We start from the raw sequence: 17,031 nt of genomic DNA on the forward strand, positions 1-17,031 counted from the left end.
TTGGGTTGCTGTGGTTGATAGCCGATAGCCTGTGTGAAACTGCAAGCGAGACCACCGAATCGGTCAAGCCCGCCGATAGTAACCTCACTGAAACTGCGTGTTAAGGGTCGAACGCGAACTCGATGGAGCGCCCTCGCCCCGGCATTGGGCGAAAAGTGTTCGAGCAATCCATGTCGCGCATTGCTCGGACGCCGTCGGAGGACTAGAGTTCACCCCATCCGGTCCACCGTCGATGGGGTCGTCGCCATGCCCGCTTACGTGTCTGTCTCCTTGCTCGGTCGTCTGTCACTGCTGCTCTGTGTGTGGCTTGCCTTGCCAACCGATCGGGCTTTGGCCGCCGAGCGCGCGATCGAACTCACGCCCGGCATCGACTACTTCGGGCGCGATTACTCGACCCTCAAATCCGTCACACTGGAGGATTGTCAGGCGGCCTGTCTGAACGACAGCCGCTGCCGCGCCTTCACCTACAACACCAAGGCCGAATGGTGTTTCCTCAAGGAGAATCACGAGGAGGCCCGTCCCTTCGCCGGTGCGGTCTCCGGGCATGTCGTCGAGCAGGCCGGACAAGCCGCAGGTACGGACAACACGACACCACGCCCCGTCTCGTCGACTGTGCGATTGGCCGATCTCGGTTTTCTGCCGCCGCGTGAACTGGGAGAGGCACGCCGTCTGGCCGCCAAGCTGGCGAGCGCGCCCGTGCCAGAGGTCAAGCTCGCGACCCTGACGGCTCAGGCGCGCACGGCGCTGCAATCCAAGCAGCCGGCTCAGGCGGCTGCGCTCCAGTCCCAGGCGCTGCGTCTGGCGCCTGATGATCGGGGTCTCTGGACATCGCTGGCCGAATCCTCGCTCGCAGCCGCTCAGAGTGGTGATTGGGACGAGCGTCAGCGTCATCGCCAGCAGGCGACGGCGGCGGCCATCAATGCCTATCCGCAGGCGCGATCGGTTGACGAACGGGCGGCCACCCTGGCGCTCATCGCCCGCACTCTGGCTCAGCGTGAGGAATGGCGCGCCGCAATCCGCGCCAATCGGGCTTCGCTCGCCCTGGTCGAGTCGCCCGAACTGCGCCGGATCCTCGACCAGCAGATCGCCGAGCATGGCTTCCGCATCACGGGGCACGAGGTCGAATCGGACGCCGCCAGCCCACGGATCTGTATCCAGTTCAGCGACCCGCTCGACCCAAGCCGGCCCAATCTCACCGATTTCGTGCGCGTCGTCGCCCGCACCGACCTGCCGATCGAGGCCGAGTCCAAGCAGATCTGTATCGACGGCGTGCGCCACGGTGAGCGTTATCAGGTGCTGGTGCGTCCCGGATTGCCCGCCGCCGACGGCGAGACGCTGAGCAAAGGCTCTGAACTCGACATCTATGTCCGCGATCGTGCACCCATGGCCCGTTTCCTCGGTCGTGCCTATGTGTTGCCCAAGGGCGGCGAGGCGGCGATCCCGGTGGTCTCGGTCAATACCGATACCCTGGAGGCCGAGGTCCATCGGCTCGGTGATCGCGTCCTGACCCAGGCGCTGGAAGAAGGGCTGCTGGAGCAACAGCTCGGGCGCTGGAACCTGGAGCGCATCCAGGAACGCACCGGCGAGTCGATCTGGAAGGGCGCCATCGAGGTCAAGCCCGAACTCAACCGCGAGGTGACGACGGCGGTTCCGGTCGGCGCCCTGGTGTCCGAACTCAAGCCCGGCATCCATGTCCTGACCGTGCGTCCGCGCAATGCGCCCGACGACGGCAGTTCGCTCGCGACCCAGTGGTTCCTGGTCTCGGATCTGGGGCTGACCACGCTCGCGGGCAATGACGGACTCCATGCCCTGGTGCGCTCGCTCTCCAGTGCCAAGCCGCTCGGACGGGTCGAGGTGCGGCTGGTCGCCGTCAACAACGAGATCCTGGGCCGCGCGACCACGGACAACGAAGGCCATGCCCGCTTCGATCCCGGTCTGCTGCGCGGCACCGGCGGCAATGCTCCGGCGCTGCTGGTGGCCGAGTCGTCGGCCGGGGACTATGCCTTTCTCGATCTGACCCAGTCGCCCTTCGATCTGAGCGACCGGGGTGTCGAGGGCCGGTTGCCGCCCAAGCCGCTCGATGTCTATCTGGTCAGCGAGCGCGGTGCCTATCGTCCGGGCGAGACCGTGCATCTCACGGCGCTGGTACGCGACTCGCGCGCGCGGGCGGTGACGGATCTGCCGATCACGCTCATCGTCAAACGTCCGGATGGGATGGAATATCTGCGCACCCTGACCCAGGATCAGGGGCAGGGCGGTCATGCGGCCGATGTCCAGCTCACCAAGACCGCGCCGCGCGGCACCTGGCGCGCGGCCGTCCATGCCGATCCCAAGGGGCCGGCGCTGGCCGAGCTGGCGTTTCTGGTCGAGGACTTCCTGCCCGAGCGGCTGACCTTCGAGCTGGATTCGTCCAGTCCGGCGATCGATCCGGCCGATCCGCCGTTGCTCACGCTCGACGCCCGCTTCCTCTACGGCGCACCGGCCGGCGGGCTGGCGCTGGAAGGTGAGGTCCAGGTGAAGCCGACCGATACTCTGGCCGCCTTCCCCGGCTATCGCTTCGGTCTGGAAAGCGAGGAACTCGAACCGCTCGGTGCGCCGCTGTCGGGCGGGCGCACGGATGCCGCCGGTCATGCCGAGGTGCCTCTGGATCTGCCCGAGATCCCGCCGACCACCAAGCTGCTGGAGGCCGACATCCAGGTGCGAGTGCTGGAGGAGGGCGGACGGCCGGTCGAGCGCCAGCTCAAGCGTCCGGTCGCGTCCAAACAGACGCGGATCGGACTCAAGCCGCTGTTCGAAGGCTCTGTGGAGGAGGGCGGCAACGCCCGATTCGAAGCCATCGCCATCGATCCCGATGGCCGGCGCCAGTCGCTGTCCGGCGTGCGCTGGACCCTGGTGCGCCTCAAGACCAGCTTCCAGTGGTACGCCTCCGACGGCAACTGGAACTATGAACCCATCACCACCACCGAGCGCGTGGCCGACGGCACCCTGGATCTGGACGCGCTCAATGCCGGGCGGATCGAGGCGGCGGTCGACTGGGGCACATATCGTCTGACGCTCTCGACCCAGGACGGCGCGGTGCTGCCGGTCGATCTGGAGTTCGAGGCCGGTTGGTACGTCGAACCCAAGACGCAGGACACGCCCGATCTGCTCAAGGTCTCGCTCGACAAGCCGAGCTATCGGGTCGGCGAGACGGCGCGGGTGCGGCTCGAACCGCGCTTCGCGGGACTGGCCTTGGTGATGGTGGTCGACGACCGGCTCATCGGCATGAAAGCGGTCGAGGTGCCCGAGAACGGCACGACTGTCGAACTGCCTGTGACCGCCGAGTGGGGACCAGGCGCCTATGTCACAGCCGCGCTCTATCGTCCGATGGATCTGGAGGCACGCCGGATGCCGGGCCGCGCGCTCGGTCTGACCTGGGCCGGTGTCGATCCGGGGGCGCGCAAGCTGGTGCTGGCGTTGCCTGAGACGCCGCAACTCACAGGCACGGTGCGTCCGCGCCAGACCCTCGAGATCCCGGTCCAGGTCGAGGGCGTCAAGTCCGGACAGCCGGTTTATGTCACGGTTTCGGCGGTCGATCTCGGGATTCTGAACCTCACGCGCTATCAGCCGCCCGCGCCGGACGACTGGTATTTCGCCCAGCGTCGGCTGGGGATGGAGATCCGCGATCTCTATGGCCGGCTCATCGACCGCATGCAGGGCGTGCCGGGTGTGGTGCGCACGGGCGGCGACGGACTGAGTCTGGCGATCGAAGGCCCGCCGCCGACCGAGGAACTGCTCGCCTATCACTCGGGCATCATCAAGCTCGATGATCGCGGCCAGGCCAGCGTCTCGGTCGAGCTGCCCGACTTCAACGGCGCGGTGCGCGTCATGGCGATGGCCTGGAGCGCCGAGGGCGTGGGTCACGCGGTGCGCGATCTGACGGTGCGCGATCCGATCGTGGTGACGCCGACGCTGCCGCGCTTCCTGGCGCCGGGCGACCGCTCGCGATTGCTGCTGGGTCTGGACGCGGTCGAGGGACCGGGCGGCGAGGTCGGATTGGCGATCACGGCTGAAGGCGATCCGATCCAGGTTGCGCCCGAGTCGGCCCGCTCCAGTCTGACCCTGGCCGAGGGCGAGCGCGCACAGACCAGCGTCGCGTTTCAGGCCGAATCGGTCGGCGATGCGCGGTTGAACATCGATCTGCTGACCCCGGACGGTCAAACCCTGCGCAAGACGCTGCGCGTACCGGTGCGCTCCAATGCGCCGCGTACCAGCCGCACCGAAGTGGTGACGCTTCAGCCGGGCGCTGAACTGACTCTGGATGCCGGGCGGCTCGCCGACCGTGTGACCGGAACCGGCTCGCTGCTTGTCTCGATCGGCGGGGCCGGACGGCTGGATGTCGCCGGACTGCTGATGGCGCTCGACCGCTATCCCTATGGCTGTGCCGAACAGCTCACCAGCCGCGCGTTGCCGCTGCTCTATCTCAACGAGGTTGCCCAGACCGCCGGACTCGCCGGCGAGGGCGGGGCGAACGAACGGGTCCGCACGACCATTGCCGAGATCCTGGCCAAGCAGGACAGCAGCGGCAGCTTCGGTCTTTGGGGCAACGACGGCGGCGGCGACACCTGGCTCGATGCTTATGTCACAGACTTCCTCACCCGTGCGCGTGAGAAGGGCTACGCCGTACCGGATGCGCCCTTCCAGATGGCGCTCGACAACCTGCGCAACACCCTCAGCTATGCCCCGGACTTCAGCTCCGGCGGCGAGGACATCGCCTATGCGCTCTATGTGCTCGCCCGCAACGGACGCGCCGCCATCGGCGATCTGCGCTATTACGCCGACACCAAACTCGACGCCTTCGCCACGCCGTTGGCCGTGTCTCAGCTTGCCGCCGCGCTCGCCATCCAGGGCGACCGTCCGCGCGCCGACGGGCTGTTCCGCAGCGCGCTCGGCAAGCTGGCACAGAGCCATGACGATCGGCGCTGGCGCTCGGACTATGGTTCGCTGTTGCGCGATGGCGCCGGGCTGCTGACGCTGGCCGCCGAGAGCGAATCCTCTACGGTGAATCTCCAGTCGCTCGCGCAGCGGCTCCCGGCGCTGTGGGTGGGCGAGTCCTACACCAGCACCCAGGAACAGGCGTGGCTGCTGCTCGCGGCCCATGCCCTGATGCAGTCGAGCGAACAGCCGGTCTTGAGTGTCGATGGGGCGGCGCAGGCGAGTGTCTTTCATCGTCGTGTCGATGACACTCAACTGGCCGCGCGTCCGCTGTCGATCGTCAATCGCGGCGCGAGTCCGGTCGAGGCGCTGGTGACGGTGACGGGCGTCCCGCGCGTGCCTGAGCCGGCGGGCGGTCAGGGCTATCGGATCGAGCGTGCCTACTATGATCTGGAGGGACGGCGGGTCCGGTTGACGGAGGTCGAGCAGGGCGAGCGTCTGATCGCCGTGCTCACGGTCGAGGCGACCGAGCCGCGTCAGGCGCGTCTGATCCTCGACGATCCGCTACCAGCCGGGCTGGAGATCGACAATCCCAACCTGATCCGTGCCGGCGACGTCTCGGGCATTCCCTGGCTGGGGTTGGAGAACGAGGCCAAGCACACCGAGTTCCGCGCCGATCGCTTCATCGCCGCCATCGATCGCGATGCCGACGACTCGGCGCAGTTCCAGCTCGCCTATCGGTTGCGTGCGGTCTCGCCCGGTGTGTTCGCGCATCCGGCCGCGACGGTGGAGGACATGTACCGGCCCGGTCTGCGCGCCTGGACCGAAACCGGTACGGTCGCGGTGCGCGAGGCGGGGCCATGAGTGCAAGGCGGCGGTAGACCACGGTCGAGTCGCCTGGACGCCTCATGATGCGGCGATATCGTATCGGCCTGCTGCTGGCGGTCGGTCTGGTCATCGGTGCCGGAGCCGGTGTCTGGCTGTGGTTCGACGACTGGATCGACACCGCCCCGCTGCCTGAGATCGCACTCGCCACTTCGCCGCAGATCCTCGACCGCGAGGGGCGGCTGTTGCGCGCCTTCCCGGTGGCCGACGGGCGCTGGCGGCTACCGGTCGCGCTCGATGCGGTCGATCCGCGCTATCTGGACCGGCTCCTGGCCATCGAGGACCGGCGCTTTCGCGACCATGCCGGCGTCGATCCGCTGGCGCTCATGCGCGCGGCCTGGCAATGGCTCAGATACGGTCGCATCGTCTCCGGCGGCTCGACGATCACCATGCAACTGGCGCGGCTGCTCGACGGACGCTCGACCCGCGATCTCGCCGGCAAGCTGCATCAGATGCGTCTGGCTCTGGCGCTGGAGCGACAGCTGGACAAGGACGCTATCCTCAGCGCCTATCTCAATCTGACGCCCCAGGGCGGCAACCTCGAAGGCGTGCGCGCCGGAGCACTCGCCTGGTTCGGCCATGAACCGCACCGGCTGACGGCGACGGAATCGGCGCTCCTGATCGCCTTGCCCCAGGCCCCCGAGGCGCGTCGTCCCGACCGCGACCCTGAGACCCTGCGCCGCGCCTGCGCGGCCATCCTCCAGCGTCTCCATGCAGCCGGTCTGATCGACACCATCGAACTGGCCGGCGCCTTGCGCGAGCCGGTACCGAGCGCGCGCCGCCCCTTTCCCATGCTCGCCGCCCATCTGGCCTGGCGCGCGCATCGCGCCCACCCCGAACGCTCGATCCAGCGCCTGACCCTCGATGCCCGGCTCCAGGAGCGCCTCGAAACACTGGCGGCCGAGCGCGCCCGCGCCCTGGGCGAACGGGTCTCGCTCGCCATCCTGGTCGCCGATCACACCACGGGCGAGATTCACGCCGCGGTCGGTTCGCCCGATCCGCTCGACGAGGCGCGCCGGGGCCATGTCGACATGACCCGCGCCATCCGCTCGCCCGGCTCGACCCTCAAGCCCCTGATCTATGGTCTGGCCTTCGAGGACGGCATCGCCCATCCCGAGAGTCTGATCGAGGATCGCCCGACCGGCTTCGACGGCTATGCCCCGACCAACTTCGACCGCGCGTTCCAGGGCACGGTCTCGGTACGCCATGCCCTGCAAGCCTCGCTCAACATCCCGGCCGTGCGACTGCTGGAGGCGGTGGGACCGGCACGGCTGACCGCGCGTCTGCGCCGTGCCGGAGTCGAACCCGTGCTGCCCGACGGCTCCGCGCCCGGTCTGGCGATCGGTCTGGGCGGCGTCGGGGTGACGCTGACCGATCTGGTCCGGCTCTATGCCGCGATCGCGCGCGGCGGGTCGCCGGTCGTGCTGCGCGTGTCGCTCGAACGTGAAACGACGGACGATGATCCCATTCGCCGCCACGGCTCCCGGATTGCACGTCCGTCGCGGCCCGTGCTGGACGAGCGCGCCGCCTGGCTGGTCGGCTCCATCCTCGCGGGAGTCCCGGCCCCGGATCGCGCCACGGCCGAGCGCATCGCCTTCAAGACCGGCACTTCCTATGGCTATCGCGATGCCTGGGCCATCGGCTTCGACGGGCGCTGGGTGGTGGGCGTCTGGACCGGGCGGGCCGATGGTGCGCCCGTTCCGGGTCTGGCCGGGATCGAGGCCGCTGCCCCGATCCTGATCGATGTCTTCGCCCAGCTCGGCCGGCGTGCGCCGTTGCCGCCGCCACCGCCCGGCGTGCGCCCGATGACTCATGCCCAGTTGCCCGAAATCCTGCGGCACGTCCCGGCGGCGAGCCGTGCGAGCGCTTCGGTCACCGCGCTGGAGATCGCCTATCCGCCGCCGGGGGCGCGCATCGATCTGGGATTCGGCTCGGCGCGTACCGAATCGCTGGTGCTCAGGGTTCGGGGCGGCACACCGCCCTTCACCTGGTTTGCCGACAGCGGACCCATCGCCCGCGAACCCTTTTCCAGAGCCGCGCGCTGGATACCGACAGGGCCGGGCTATGTGACGCTGGTCGTCGTCGATGGGCGTGGCGAATCGGCGCGGGTGCGTGTTCGGCTCGACTGAGGGTTGATTTGCATGGCGTGGATTTTTGTCAATGCTTTGAATTGATTTTTCTGTATTCAATCCGACGAACGGCATCGGTGCATGGTGATGTATGTGTATAAACTACCTGCCTGATTGCCTGTCGATCGTTGCGGATCGTATTGTTAGGGATTGCACGAAATGAGAACACTTGGATGCTCGATCATCGCTATGCGTCGCTTGTCGACGGCTTTGGTATTGTCAGTGTGTTTTCAATCGGTCGTCAGTGCCGGCAGCGACGAGCGTGAAGATCTGCTGGCCCTGCTGGACAGGGCGACCGAGTTGGCCACCAAAAGTGGTATGAACGCCAATTTCGTCCCCGGCATGGCGACCATCCTCAGCGGCGACGATCTCCTGCAGCGCGGTGCGCGCACGGTCTGGGAGTCGCTGGCTCTGGTGCCGGGCCTGAGTCTGGGGCTGGAGATGACCGGCGAGCGTCAGGTGCTCAGTCGCGGTGTCGGGCACGGCTATGCCTCGGGCAACATCAAGATCATGCTCGACGGCATCTCCATGAACTCCTCGCTGCTGGCGACCGCCAACAGCGTGCTCGACATCCCGATCGAACAGGTCGAGCGCATCGAAGTCATCCGTGGTCCCGGTTCTTCGGTGCATGGCGAGTATGCCTACGCCGGTGTCATCAACGTCATCACCCGCAAGCGTGAACGTCAGGTCCGTCTCCAGGCCGGCGAGGACATGGGGTCGGGTCTGGGCGCGATCTGGTACTGGGACGATCCGCAGCGCGATCTGAGCCTGTCGCTGAATCTGGCCGGACTCGAGAGCGATGATGCCGGTGTCCGGATCAGTGAGGACGCACTCGCCGCACTCGGTGAGTCCAGCCTCTCCAACGCTCCTGGTCACTCCAACGAAGCCCAGCGTTACAAGGCGGCCTTCACCAACCTCCAGTGGCGTGACTTCTTCCTCGATCTCAAGCTGATCGAGGACGACTACGGCGACCATTTCGGCATCAATCACTTCCTGCCGCCCGCCGACGGCAATCTGGCCACGCGCCAGGAGCTGGTCTCGGCCCAGGCCGGCTTCGATCCGCGTCTGTCCGAGACGCTCAGCGCCAAACTGCGCCTGGAGTTCCTGCGCCAGCAACGCGATCGCCGTCGGCTCTATGTCTTCCCGGCCAGCTATCTGGCCGACGAACCCATCTACATGAACCAGGACTATCAGGAGACGCGCCATCGCGGTTCGGCGGATGTCTTCTGGCGTCCGAATGACGAGCATACGGCCCTGTTCGGTCTGGAGCTGAGCCGGATCACCATCGAGCAGGCCAAGTGGGAGTGGACCAATCTCCCGTTCGAGATCCCCTCGACCTGGCTCGACACCGACCACGACCGCACCATCGTCGGGCTGGTCGCGCAGGACGAATACCGCGCCAGCGACCGGCTCACCCTGACCGCGACCCTGCGCTACGACGACTACAGCGATGCCGGGTCCATGCTCAGTCCGCGCGCGGCGGCCGTATGGCGGTTCGACGCGTCCAATATCCTCAAAGCGCAGTATGCACGTGCCTTCCGCCCGCCGACCTTCTATGAACTCGAATACGCCGCCCAGACCGACCTGGAGGCCAGCGAGATCGATACCTTCGAACTCGGCTACATCCTGACCCGGCCGCGCTGGGAGGCCCGCGCCACGCTCTTTCATTCGGACCTGACCGATCCCATCCTCTTCGCCGAATCGGACGACGAAGGCTATGTCAACAGTGAAGACGTCCGGCTGCGCGGCGTCGAACTCGAATACGTCCAGCGGCTCGGCACACGCTGGAAGATCGACGCCAACCTGTCCTATGTCGACGCGGTGCGCCCGGACAGCGACACGGCGGTGCCGGGCGGGGCGCGCTGGCTGGGCAATCTGGCCCTGCTCTGGCGTCCGCACGAACGCTGGACGGCCGCGCTGCAACTGAACTATATCGGTGAGCGCAGCCGCGTCGATTACGAATCGCGTCAGGATCTGGACGACTCGACCACGCTCGACCTCACGCTCAACTATCAGACGGCCGCCAAGGGCGTGTCGCTGCACGCCGGTGTGAAGAACCTGGGGGATACACGCGTCTATTATCCCGACATCCTCACCAGTTACGGAGGTGTCGAACTCATCTATCCCGACGGCTATCCCAGGGCGGGACGTCGTTGGTGGGTGTCCCTGGCCTACGCCTTCTGAGCGGGCGCCCGCCGATGAATACCGCCGACACACGCTCACTGTTCCTGGGGCTGCTGTTGGGGGTCATGCCGTTGATCGTCCTGCACAGCGCGCCCGGCGAGGGCCAGACGCTCTGGCGCGAGGATGAACAACGGGTGCGCGTTGGACTCAAGCTCTTCCCGGCCTGTGTCGGCGCACTCGAATCGATCGAAGACTGGCTGACGCCCAGGGGGGTGCTGCTGGTGCTGGTGGTCCACACCGGATCGGGCGCGAGCGCCCGCCCGGTCGTCGCGAATCTGGAGTCCGTGGACCGGATTCGCGACTATCCGCTGGAGGTCCGGCTCGTGTCGGCGGCCGAGTTCGACGACTATTCGGGAGCACGGCCGGTGGGTGTCTTCGTCGCCAGCGCCGACCTGGAGCCGCGACGCTTGCGCGGCTGGTCCGAGCGCCATCGAACGCTCGTCTTCTCGCCCTTCGCGGGTGCGGTCGAAGGTGGAGCCATCGCCGGTGTCCATGTCGCCGATCGCGTCCTGCCCTTCGTCAGCCCGACACGGGCGCGTCGGGCCGGACTGCGCTTCAAGCCCTTCTTTCTCGACGTGGCCCGTCTCTATGATGGTGACTGAGCCGCTGCGCGGAGTCGCGCGCCATCTGTCGTCACGGCTCGAGGGCTATCTGGCTCTGGTCTTCGGTCTGCTCGGTCTGATGCTGATGCTGCTGATCGCCTCGCACTGGTTCCTGGTGCTGGAGCCGACGCTGCGCGCCGAGGCCGAGAGTCGGGCCACCGTGCTGGCGCAGTCGCAGATCCAGGGTCTCGAACGTCTGCTCGATGAGGATCGCGATCCGGAGCAGCTGCGACGCGACCTGTTGGCGGCGCTCGGGTCGATCCTGCTGTTCAAGGATGGATCGACGCAGGAGCACTTCATCCAGCGCATCAGTCTGATGTTCGACTATGATATTTTCCGTGTACGGCGTGGAAGTCTGGATCTGGATCTCGGCAGTACCGTCTGCGAGCGCTGTTTCGTGGCGCGCATCCCGCTCTATCATCCCGAGGATCGGGTGCTCGTCGGGGTGGCGACCTGTTATTCAAGTCCCAGGTTCCTGCATGATCTGACCGGCAATCTGGGCACGACGCTGGTGTGGGTGGTGGGATTCATCCTGCTGTCGACCGGCTATGCCTGGTTCCAGACCCAGCGTTTTCTGCGCCGTCTGCGCGAGAGCGAGAACAATCTGCGCGCCGTCTTCGAGGCGGCCCCCTTCCCGATGCTGCTCCAGGCCGAGGACGCGTCGCGACCGCACCGCGCCAATGTCGCCGCCAAGCGCTATCTGGAGTTGCGCGAGACGCCCGATGGCGCCCTCGACAGTGCGGCCTGGCGTGACTTGGCCAGTGTGGCGCTACCGAGCCGGGACGGCGAGACGCGCGAGGTGCGTTTCGACGGACTGGAGCAGGACCGGAAACACTGGGCCCTGGTGTCCTCGACTCCGATGAATTTCTCGGGCATTCCGAGCCGGCTCATCGGTCTGGCCGATATCAGCGAGCTGAAGGCGATCCAGGACGAGTTGCGTGCCGCCTCCTTCACCGATCCGCTGACCGGACTCTACAACAGGCGCTATCTCTATCAGCGTCTCGCCCACGAGATCGATCTGGCCAATCGCTACAAGCACCCGCTTGCGGTCATCCTCTTCGATCTGGATCTCTTCAAGCGCATCAACGACACCTTCGGACATGGCGTGGGTGACGACGTGCTGGTGTGCGTCAGCGGTACGCTCAAATCCTGTATCCGGGAGGTCGACGTGGCCGGGCGCCATGGTGGTGAGGAGTTTCTGGTGATCCTGCCGCATGCCGATCTGACCGAGGCCACCGAGGTCGCCGAGCGCATCCGGGCCTCGGTCGCCCAGATCAGCTGGTCCGTGGAAGGCCTCGCCGCCACCATCAGCGGTGGCGTGGCCCAGCATTGCGGTGAGAGCCTCGATGCCTTTCTGGACGTCGCCGATCGCCGGCTCTACATGGCCAAGGACTCCGGGCGCAACCGCATCCTGGCCGCGCCGGTGGGCATTGTACCGGATCGGACCGTTGCTCCAGCCACCGCCACGCGGATCGCCGCTCGTTAGAGAGAGACGGCGCGCGCGTCGGGTCCGGAGCACGGCCGAGGTCCGGTCAGCCCTTCATCGACGAGAAGAACTCATCGTTGGTCTTGGTTGCCTTGAGCTTGTCGTGCAGGAATTCCATCGCGGCCAGCTCGTCCATCGGGTGCAGGATCTTGCGCAGAATCCACATCTTTTGCAGCTCGGCCTGCCCCATAAGCAGTTCCTCGCGCCGGGTGCCCGAGCGGTTGATGTTGATCGCGGGGAAGATGCGCTTCTCGGCGATACGCCGATCCATGTGGATCTCCATGTTGCCGGTGCCCTTGAACTCCTCGTAGATCACGTCGTCCATGCGCGAGCCGGTGTCGACCAGGGCGGTGGCCAGAATGGTCAGCGAGCCGCCTTCCTCGACGTTGCGCGCCGCGCCGAAGAAGCGCTTGGGCCGTTGCAGGGCGTTGGCGTCGACACCGCCGGTGAGCACCTTGCCGGAGGAGGGCACGACCGTGTTGTAGGCACGCGCCAGACGGGTGATGGAGTCGAGCAGGATGACCACGTCGCGCTTGTGCTCGACCAGCCGCTTGGCCTTCTCGATCACCATCTCGGCGACCTGGACGTGACGGGTGGCCGGCTCGTCGAAGGTCGAGGAGATGACCTCGCCGCGCACCGAGCGCGCCATCTCGGTCACTTCCTCGGGACGCTCGTCGATCAGGAGCACGATCAGATAGCAGTCGGGATGATTGTGGCCGATGGACTGGGCGATGTTCTGGAGCATCATGGTCTTACCGGCCTTGGGCGGCGAGACGATCAGCCCGCGCTGCCCTTTGCCGATGGGCGCGACCAGATCGATGGTACGGGCCGTGATGTCCTCGGTGCTGCCGTTGCCGATCTCCAGCGTCAGCCGCTTCTGGGCGAACAGCGGCGTGAAGTTCTCGAACAGGATCTTCGACTTGGCGTTCTCGGGGCGGTCGAAGTTGATGTCGTTGACCTTGAGCAGCGCAAAATAGCGCTCGCCGTCCTTGGGCGGACGGATCTTGCCCGAGATGGTATCGCCGGTGCGCAGCGCGAAGCGCCGGATCTGACTCGGCGAGACATAGATGTCGTCCGGCCCGGCCAGATAGGAGGCATCGGCCGAGCGCAGGAAACCGAACCCATCCGAGAGGATCTCCAGCACGCCGTCGCCGTAGATGTCCTCGCCCTTCTTGGCCTGAGCCTTGAGGATGGCGAAGATCAGATCCTGCTTGCGCGAGCGGCCGACGCCTTCGATGTCCATGGATTGCGCCAGAGCCACCAGGTTGGGCACCGGCATCTTCTTGAGTTCAGTTAGATTCATCACGGTTGTGTTCGTCAGGACGGATGTCAGGGTTGGCGGCCGTGCCTCGCTGTGGAGGCGATGTCGTTGGGGCGTGCGGCGAGGGCGGCGGGCCGGCTGGATGATGAGGGCGTCCGGATGGACGCCCCGCGTGGATTCGGTTCCTGGATTGAGTGTCCTCGATGGCGCGGGGGTCGCGCCTGGGGTCTCGATCGAGCGCGCGGCTCAGAGATTGCTGTCGATGAAGGCCGTCAGCTGGGACTTGGAGACGGCGCCGACCTTGGTGGCCTCGACTTCGCCGCCGCGGAAGAGCATCAGGGTCGGGATGCCGCGGATGCCGTAGCGGGGCGGGGTGTTGGGGTTCTCGTCGATGTTGAGCTTGGCGATCTTGACCCGTCCGGCGTATTCGTCGGCGATCTCGTCGAGCACGGGAGCGATCATCTTGCAGGGTCCGCACCAGTCGGCCCAGTAGTCGACCAGCACCGGATCGGGGGATTTCAGAACCTCTTCTTCGAAAGAGTCATCGGTCACATGGACGATGCTATCGCTCACTGAAGTCGTCTCCCATTGTATTTATATTGACGTGGATGGATTGGCGAAGGGCGTGAAGGCTCGCCGGAGCGGCGTCGCGCGTGGATCTGCAACGAGGATGGGGGCCTGTGAATTGGCGTTGGTATCGGCCCTTGAGTAAGATGCTATTTGATCCAAAGCGAAGGTAATTTGCAAGCCTTGCCGTCCGCGAGGCTTCGAAACCGCTCAGCAGGCCAACCCGGACGTTCACCGATAGCTTCAATGACCGACACACATCTGACCTCGACCCGCTTCGACAGTCTCGCGCTCGATCCCCGGATCCTTGCCGGTCTCGCCGAGGCCGGCTTCACCCAATGCACGCCCATCCAGGCCGAGACCCTGCCGATCGCCCTCCAGGGCCATGACATCGCCGGACAGGCCCAGACCGGCACCGGCAAGACAGCGGCCTTCCTGGTGGCGCTGATGCAGCGTCTGCTGCATGAGCCGCCTGAAGCCATGCCTGAATCGGCGGCGGCGCCTGAGACGCCCGTCTCGGCGGACGGCTCGCCGGAAACCGAATCGCTCGATCCGGCGAACGCGCTGGAAGCCGAGTCCGAACCTGAGTCCGCGCCCGCGCCCGCCCGGCGTCGCCGTGGCCCACGGGCGCTGGTGCTGGCGCCGACGCGCGAGTTGGCGGTGCAGATCCACAAGGACACGCTGGCGCTGGCCAAGCATACGGGCTTGCGTTCGACCGTGGTCTATGGCGGCACCGGCTATCAGCAGCAGCGCGACGAGCTGGCCGCCGGGGTCGACATCCTGATCGGTACGCCCGGACGCCTGATCGACTACTACAAGCAGCATGTCTTCGACCTCAAGCGCATCGAGGTGGTGGTGCTCGACGAGGCCGATCGCATGTTCGATCTCGGTTTCATCAAGGACATCCGCTATCTGTTCCGCCAGATGCCGCCGGTCGAACAGCGGCTGGGGATGCTGTTCTCGGCGACGCTCTCCTATCGGGTCACGGAGCTGGCCTATGAGCACATGAACCATCCGCGTCTGGTCAAGATCGAGACCGAGCAGGTGACGGCCGACCGGGTGCGTCAGGTCTGCTACATGACGGCTAACGAAGAGAAGATCCCGTTGCTGCTGGGGCTGATCCGCGGCTGGCCGGACGGGCGCATCATCGTCTTCGTCAACACCAAGCGCGAGGCCGATCGCGTCTGGGGCTATCTCCAGGGCAACGGCATCGACACTGCCGTGCTCTCGGGCGATGTGCCCCAGCCCAAGCGGTTGAAGCTGTTGCGCGACTTCACCAACGGCACCTTGCCGGTGCTGGTCGGCACCGATGTGGCCGCGCGCGGTCTGCACATCCCGGATGTGACCCATGTGGTCAACTACGACCTGCCCGAAGACCCCGAGGACTATGTGCACCGCATCGGACGCACGGCGCGCGCCGGGGCGGCGGGGGACGCGGTCAGCTTCGTCTGCGAGACCTATGCCTTCTGTCTGCTCGACATCGAGCAGTACATCGGGATCAAGGTGCCGGTCGAGCCGGTCGATCCGGCGCTGCTCGCCGAGGTCGATCCGCGCAGCCGCATCCGGCCGGATCGCGCCGATCGTGAGGAACGGCGCGATGGACGCGACAAGCGTGGCGGACGCGAGCGCGGTGAGGGGCGTGGTGTGCAAGGTCGCTCGTCGGAGCGCGACGGGGCGAGCGGGCGTGATCGGCGGCCGGGGCGTGAGCGTCCGGCGCCGCGCTCAGAGATGTCGGCCAGTGCGATCGAAGTATCCGCCACGGTCGAGACCCCGGCTTCGAGTCCGGCGCGCGAGACCGTCGCGGCCATGCAGGAGACGCCCGCTGTTCCGGCCGTCCAGTCCGAGCCGGTCGCGCGCCCGCGTCAGGAGCGTCCGGACACCAGCCCGCCGACCCGCTTCAAGACGCTCGACGAGAGCTTCCTCGACCAGCTCGTCGACGAGTGGCCGGAGCGCACCGGGCCGGAGCTGGAGATCCCGGACATGCCGATCATCCGCCGGATCAAGCGTGCGCGCGGTCAACTCGAACCGGCGGCCCTGACCAGTCCGCCGGTCAAGCCGCGCGAGCCGGCCGAGAAGGCGCCGGCCAAGGCCAGATCCGCCGAGGCGCCGCGTCCGGTCAGCGCAGGTCCGAACGCCGAACCGGTCGTGGCGGCCTCAGCGCCCAAGACCGACTCGGAAACCGCCGAAGCCCGATCCGCCAAGCGGCGTCGGCGGCGGCGCAAACCGACCGGGGAAGGGCGTGGCGTCCAGGCTGAAACGGAGACGGTTTCGGATCAAGCGCCCGAGACCGTGGACTGAGCCGCTGCGGCGAGTCCAGGCAACAGCGCCGAGAAGTCACTGATCGCTGGAAACTCGTCGGTTTGGCGCGGCGGTTGCCTGGAGTCGGGCGCCAGCACGGCCAGCAGTCGGCGAAAGCCATACGCACGCGCCGTGCGCAGGACATCCAGGTTGTCGTCGACGAAGAGCGAGCGCTCGGGGTCGAACGGCTCGATCGCCTGGAACGCCGGCCAGAACGCGGGCGACTCCTTGGCGATCCCGAGATCGTGCGCCGAGACCACGCGCTCCAGATGACCGGCGAGCGGCGTGCGTTCGAGCTTGAGCGCGAGCGTCTTCTGATGGGCGTTGGTGACGAGGACGCGCCGCTTGCCGAGCGCGGCCAGGGCTTCCAGGAAGTCCGGCACATGCGGATGGACCGCGATCAGGTGCTCGACCTCGCGTTTGAGCAGCAGGATGTCCAGGCCCAGCTCGCGGCTCCAGTGGTCGACGCAGTACCAGTCGAGCGTGCCCGCGATGTCGCGATACCGGGCGTGCAGTTCGGCGCGGGCCGCCTCGAATGACAGGCCGCGCGCCTCGCCATAGCGGCGCGGGACGTGTTCGAGCCAGAAGTGATTGTCGAAATGCAGATCGAGCAGAGTGCCGTCCATGTCGAGGAAGACAGTATCGATCCGGGGCCAGTCGATGGGGGCATTGGTTGTGGTCATGGGGTATCGAGTGCGAACTGGG

Annotated in this window: 9 protein-coding genes; 6 read left to right on the plus strand and 3 right to left on the minus strand. The window is 66.6% G+C overall.

The annotated features are described in order from the left end of the window. Positions 1-246 precede the first annotated feature (246 nt). From ALVIN_RS02970 to ALVIN_RS02990, 5 genes are all read left to right on the plus strand, one after another. Positions 247-5,778, plus strand: a complete 5,532-nt coding sequence (locus ALVIN_RS02970; protein WP_012969825.1) for an alpha-2-macroglobulin family protein — start codon at positions 247-249, stop codon at positions 5,776-5,778. A 44-nt stretch (positions 5,779-5,822) separates the two neighbouring features. Then, entirely contained in the window at positions 5,823-7,928 is a 2,106-nt protein-coding gene (gene pbpC, locus ALVIN_RS02975) for a penicillin-binding protein 1C (RefSeq protein WP_012969826.1), read from the plus strand. A 222-nt stretch (positions 7,929-8,150) separates the two neighbouring features. Further along, entirely contained in the window at positions 8,151-10,112 is a 1,962-nt protein-coding gene (locus ALVIN_RS02980; RefSeq protein ID WP_043795491.1) for a TonB-dependent receptor plug domain-containing protein, read from the plus strand. Between the two features lie 14 nt (positions 10,113-10,126). Then, complete coding sequence (locus ALVIN_RS02985; RefSeq protein WP_012969828.1) at positions 10,127-10,714, plus strand: hypothetical protein; 588 nt, start codon at positions 10,127-10,129, stop codon at positions 10,712-10,714. Further along, the gene (locus ALVIN_RS02990) at positions 10,701-12,200 is read left to right on the plus strand and encodes a GGDEF domain-containing protein (protein ID WP_012969829.1); all 1,500 of its coding nucleotides are present in this window, start codon (positions 10,701-10,703) and stop codon (positions 12,198-12,200) included. Before ALVIN_RS02985 ends, ALVIN_RS02990 begins: the two co-directional genes overlap by 14 nt. Before the next feature lie 46 nt (positions 12,201-12,246). Here the strand turns inward: ALVIN_RS02990 and rho are convergent, their stop codons facing one another. Further along, positions 12,247-13,503 (minus strand): transcription termination factor Rho, encoded by a 1,257-nt coding sequence (gene rho, locus ALVIN_RS02995; RefSeq protein ID WP_012969830.1) that lies wholly within the window; start codon positions 13,501-13,503, stop codon positions 12,247-12,249. A gap of 204 nt (positions 13,504-13,707) precedes the next feature. Next, a complete protein-coding gene (trxA, locus tag ALVIN_RS03000; RefSeq protein WP_012969831.1) occupies positions 13,708-14,034 on the minus strand; it encodes a thioredoxin TrxA in 327 nt (108 codons plus the stop codon). A 240-nt stretch (positions 14,035-14,274) separates the two neighbouring features. Here trxA and ALVIN_RS16920 point away from each other — a divergent pair, with 240 nt between their 5' ends. After that, positions 14,275-16,326, plus strand: coding sequence for a DEAD/DEAH box helicase (locus ALVIN_RS16920; protein ID WP_012969832.1), 2,052 nt, complete (start codon positions 14,275-14,277; stop codon positions 16,324-16,326). On the opposite strand, the gene yrfG is transcribed toward ALVIN_RS16920, so the two are convergent. Then, positions 16,302-17,009, minus strand: coding sequence for a GMP/IMP nucleotidase (gene yrfG / locus ALVIN_RS03010; protein WP_012969833.1), 708 nt, complete (start codon positions 17,007-17,009; stop codon positions 16,302-16,304). The two genes, ALVIN_RS16920 and yrfG, sit on opposite strands and share 25 nt — an antisense overlap. Positions 17,010-17,031 lie beyond the last annotated feature (22 nt).

Origin of the sequence: Allochromatium vinosum DSM 180, assembly GCF_000025485.1 — a bacterium.
Taxonomy (GTDB): domain Bacteria; phylum Pseudomonadota; class Gammaproteobacteria; order Chromatiales; family Chromatiaceae; genus Thermochromatium; species Thermochromatium vinosum.

What these genes read in the sequence shown, in the direction of transcription:
- pbpC (WP_012969826.1), top strand. Translation starts at nt 5,823, where the DNA reads ATGATGCGGCGATATCGTATCGGCCTGCTGCTGGCGGTCGGTCTGGTC.
- rho (WP_012969830.1), bottom strand. Translation starts at nt 13,503, where the DNA reads ATGAATCTAACTGAACTCAAGAAGATGCCGGTGCCCAACCTGGTGGCT.
- ALVIN_RS02985 (WP_012969828.1), top strand. Translation starts at nt 10,127, where the DNA reads ATGAATACCGCCGACACACGCTCACTGTTCCTGGGGCTGCTGTTGGGG.
- ALVIN_RS02990 (WP_012969829.1), top strand. Translation starts at nt 10,701, where the DNA reads ATGATGGTGACTGAGCCGCTGCGCGGAGTCGCGCGCCATCTGTCGTCA.
- ALVIN_RS02970 (WP_012969825.1), top strand. Translation starts at nt 247, where the DNA reads ATGCCCGCTTACGTGTCTGTCTCCTTGCTCGGTCGTCTGTCACTGCTG.
- yrfG (WP_012969833.1), bottom strand. Translation starts at nt 17,009, where the DNA reads ATGACCACAACCAATGCCCCCATCGACTGGCCCCGGATCGATACTGTC.
- ALVIN_RS16920 (WP_012969832.1), top strand. Translation starts at nt 14,275, where the DNA reads ATGACCGACACACATCTGACCTCGACCCGCTTCGACAGTCTCGCGCTC.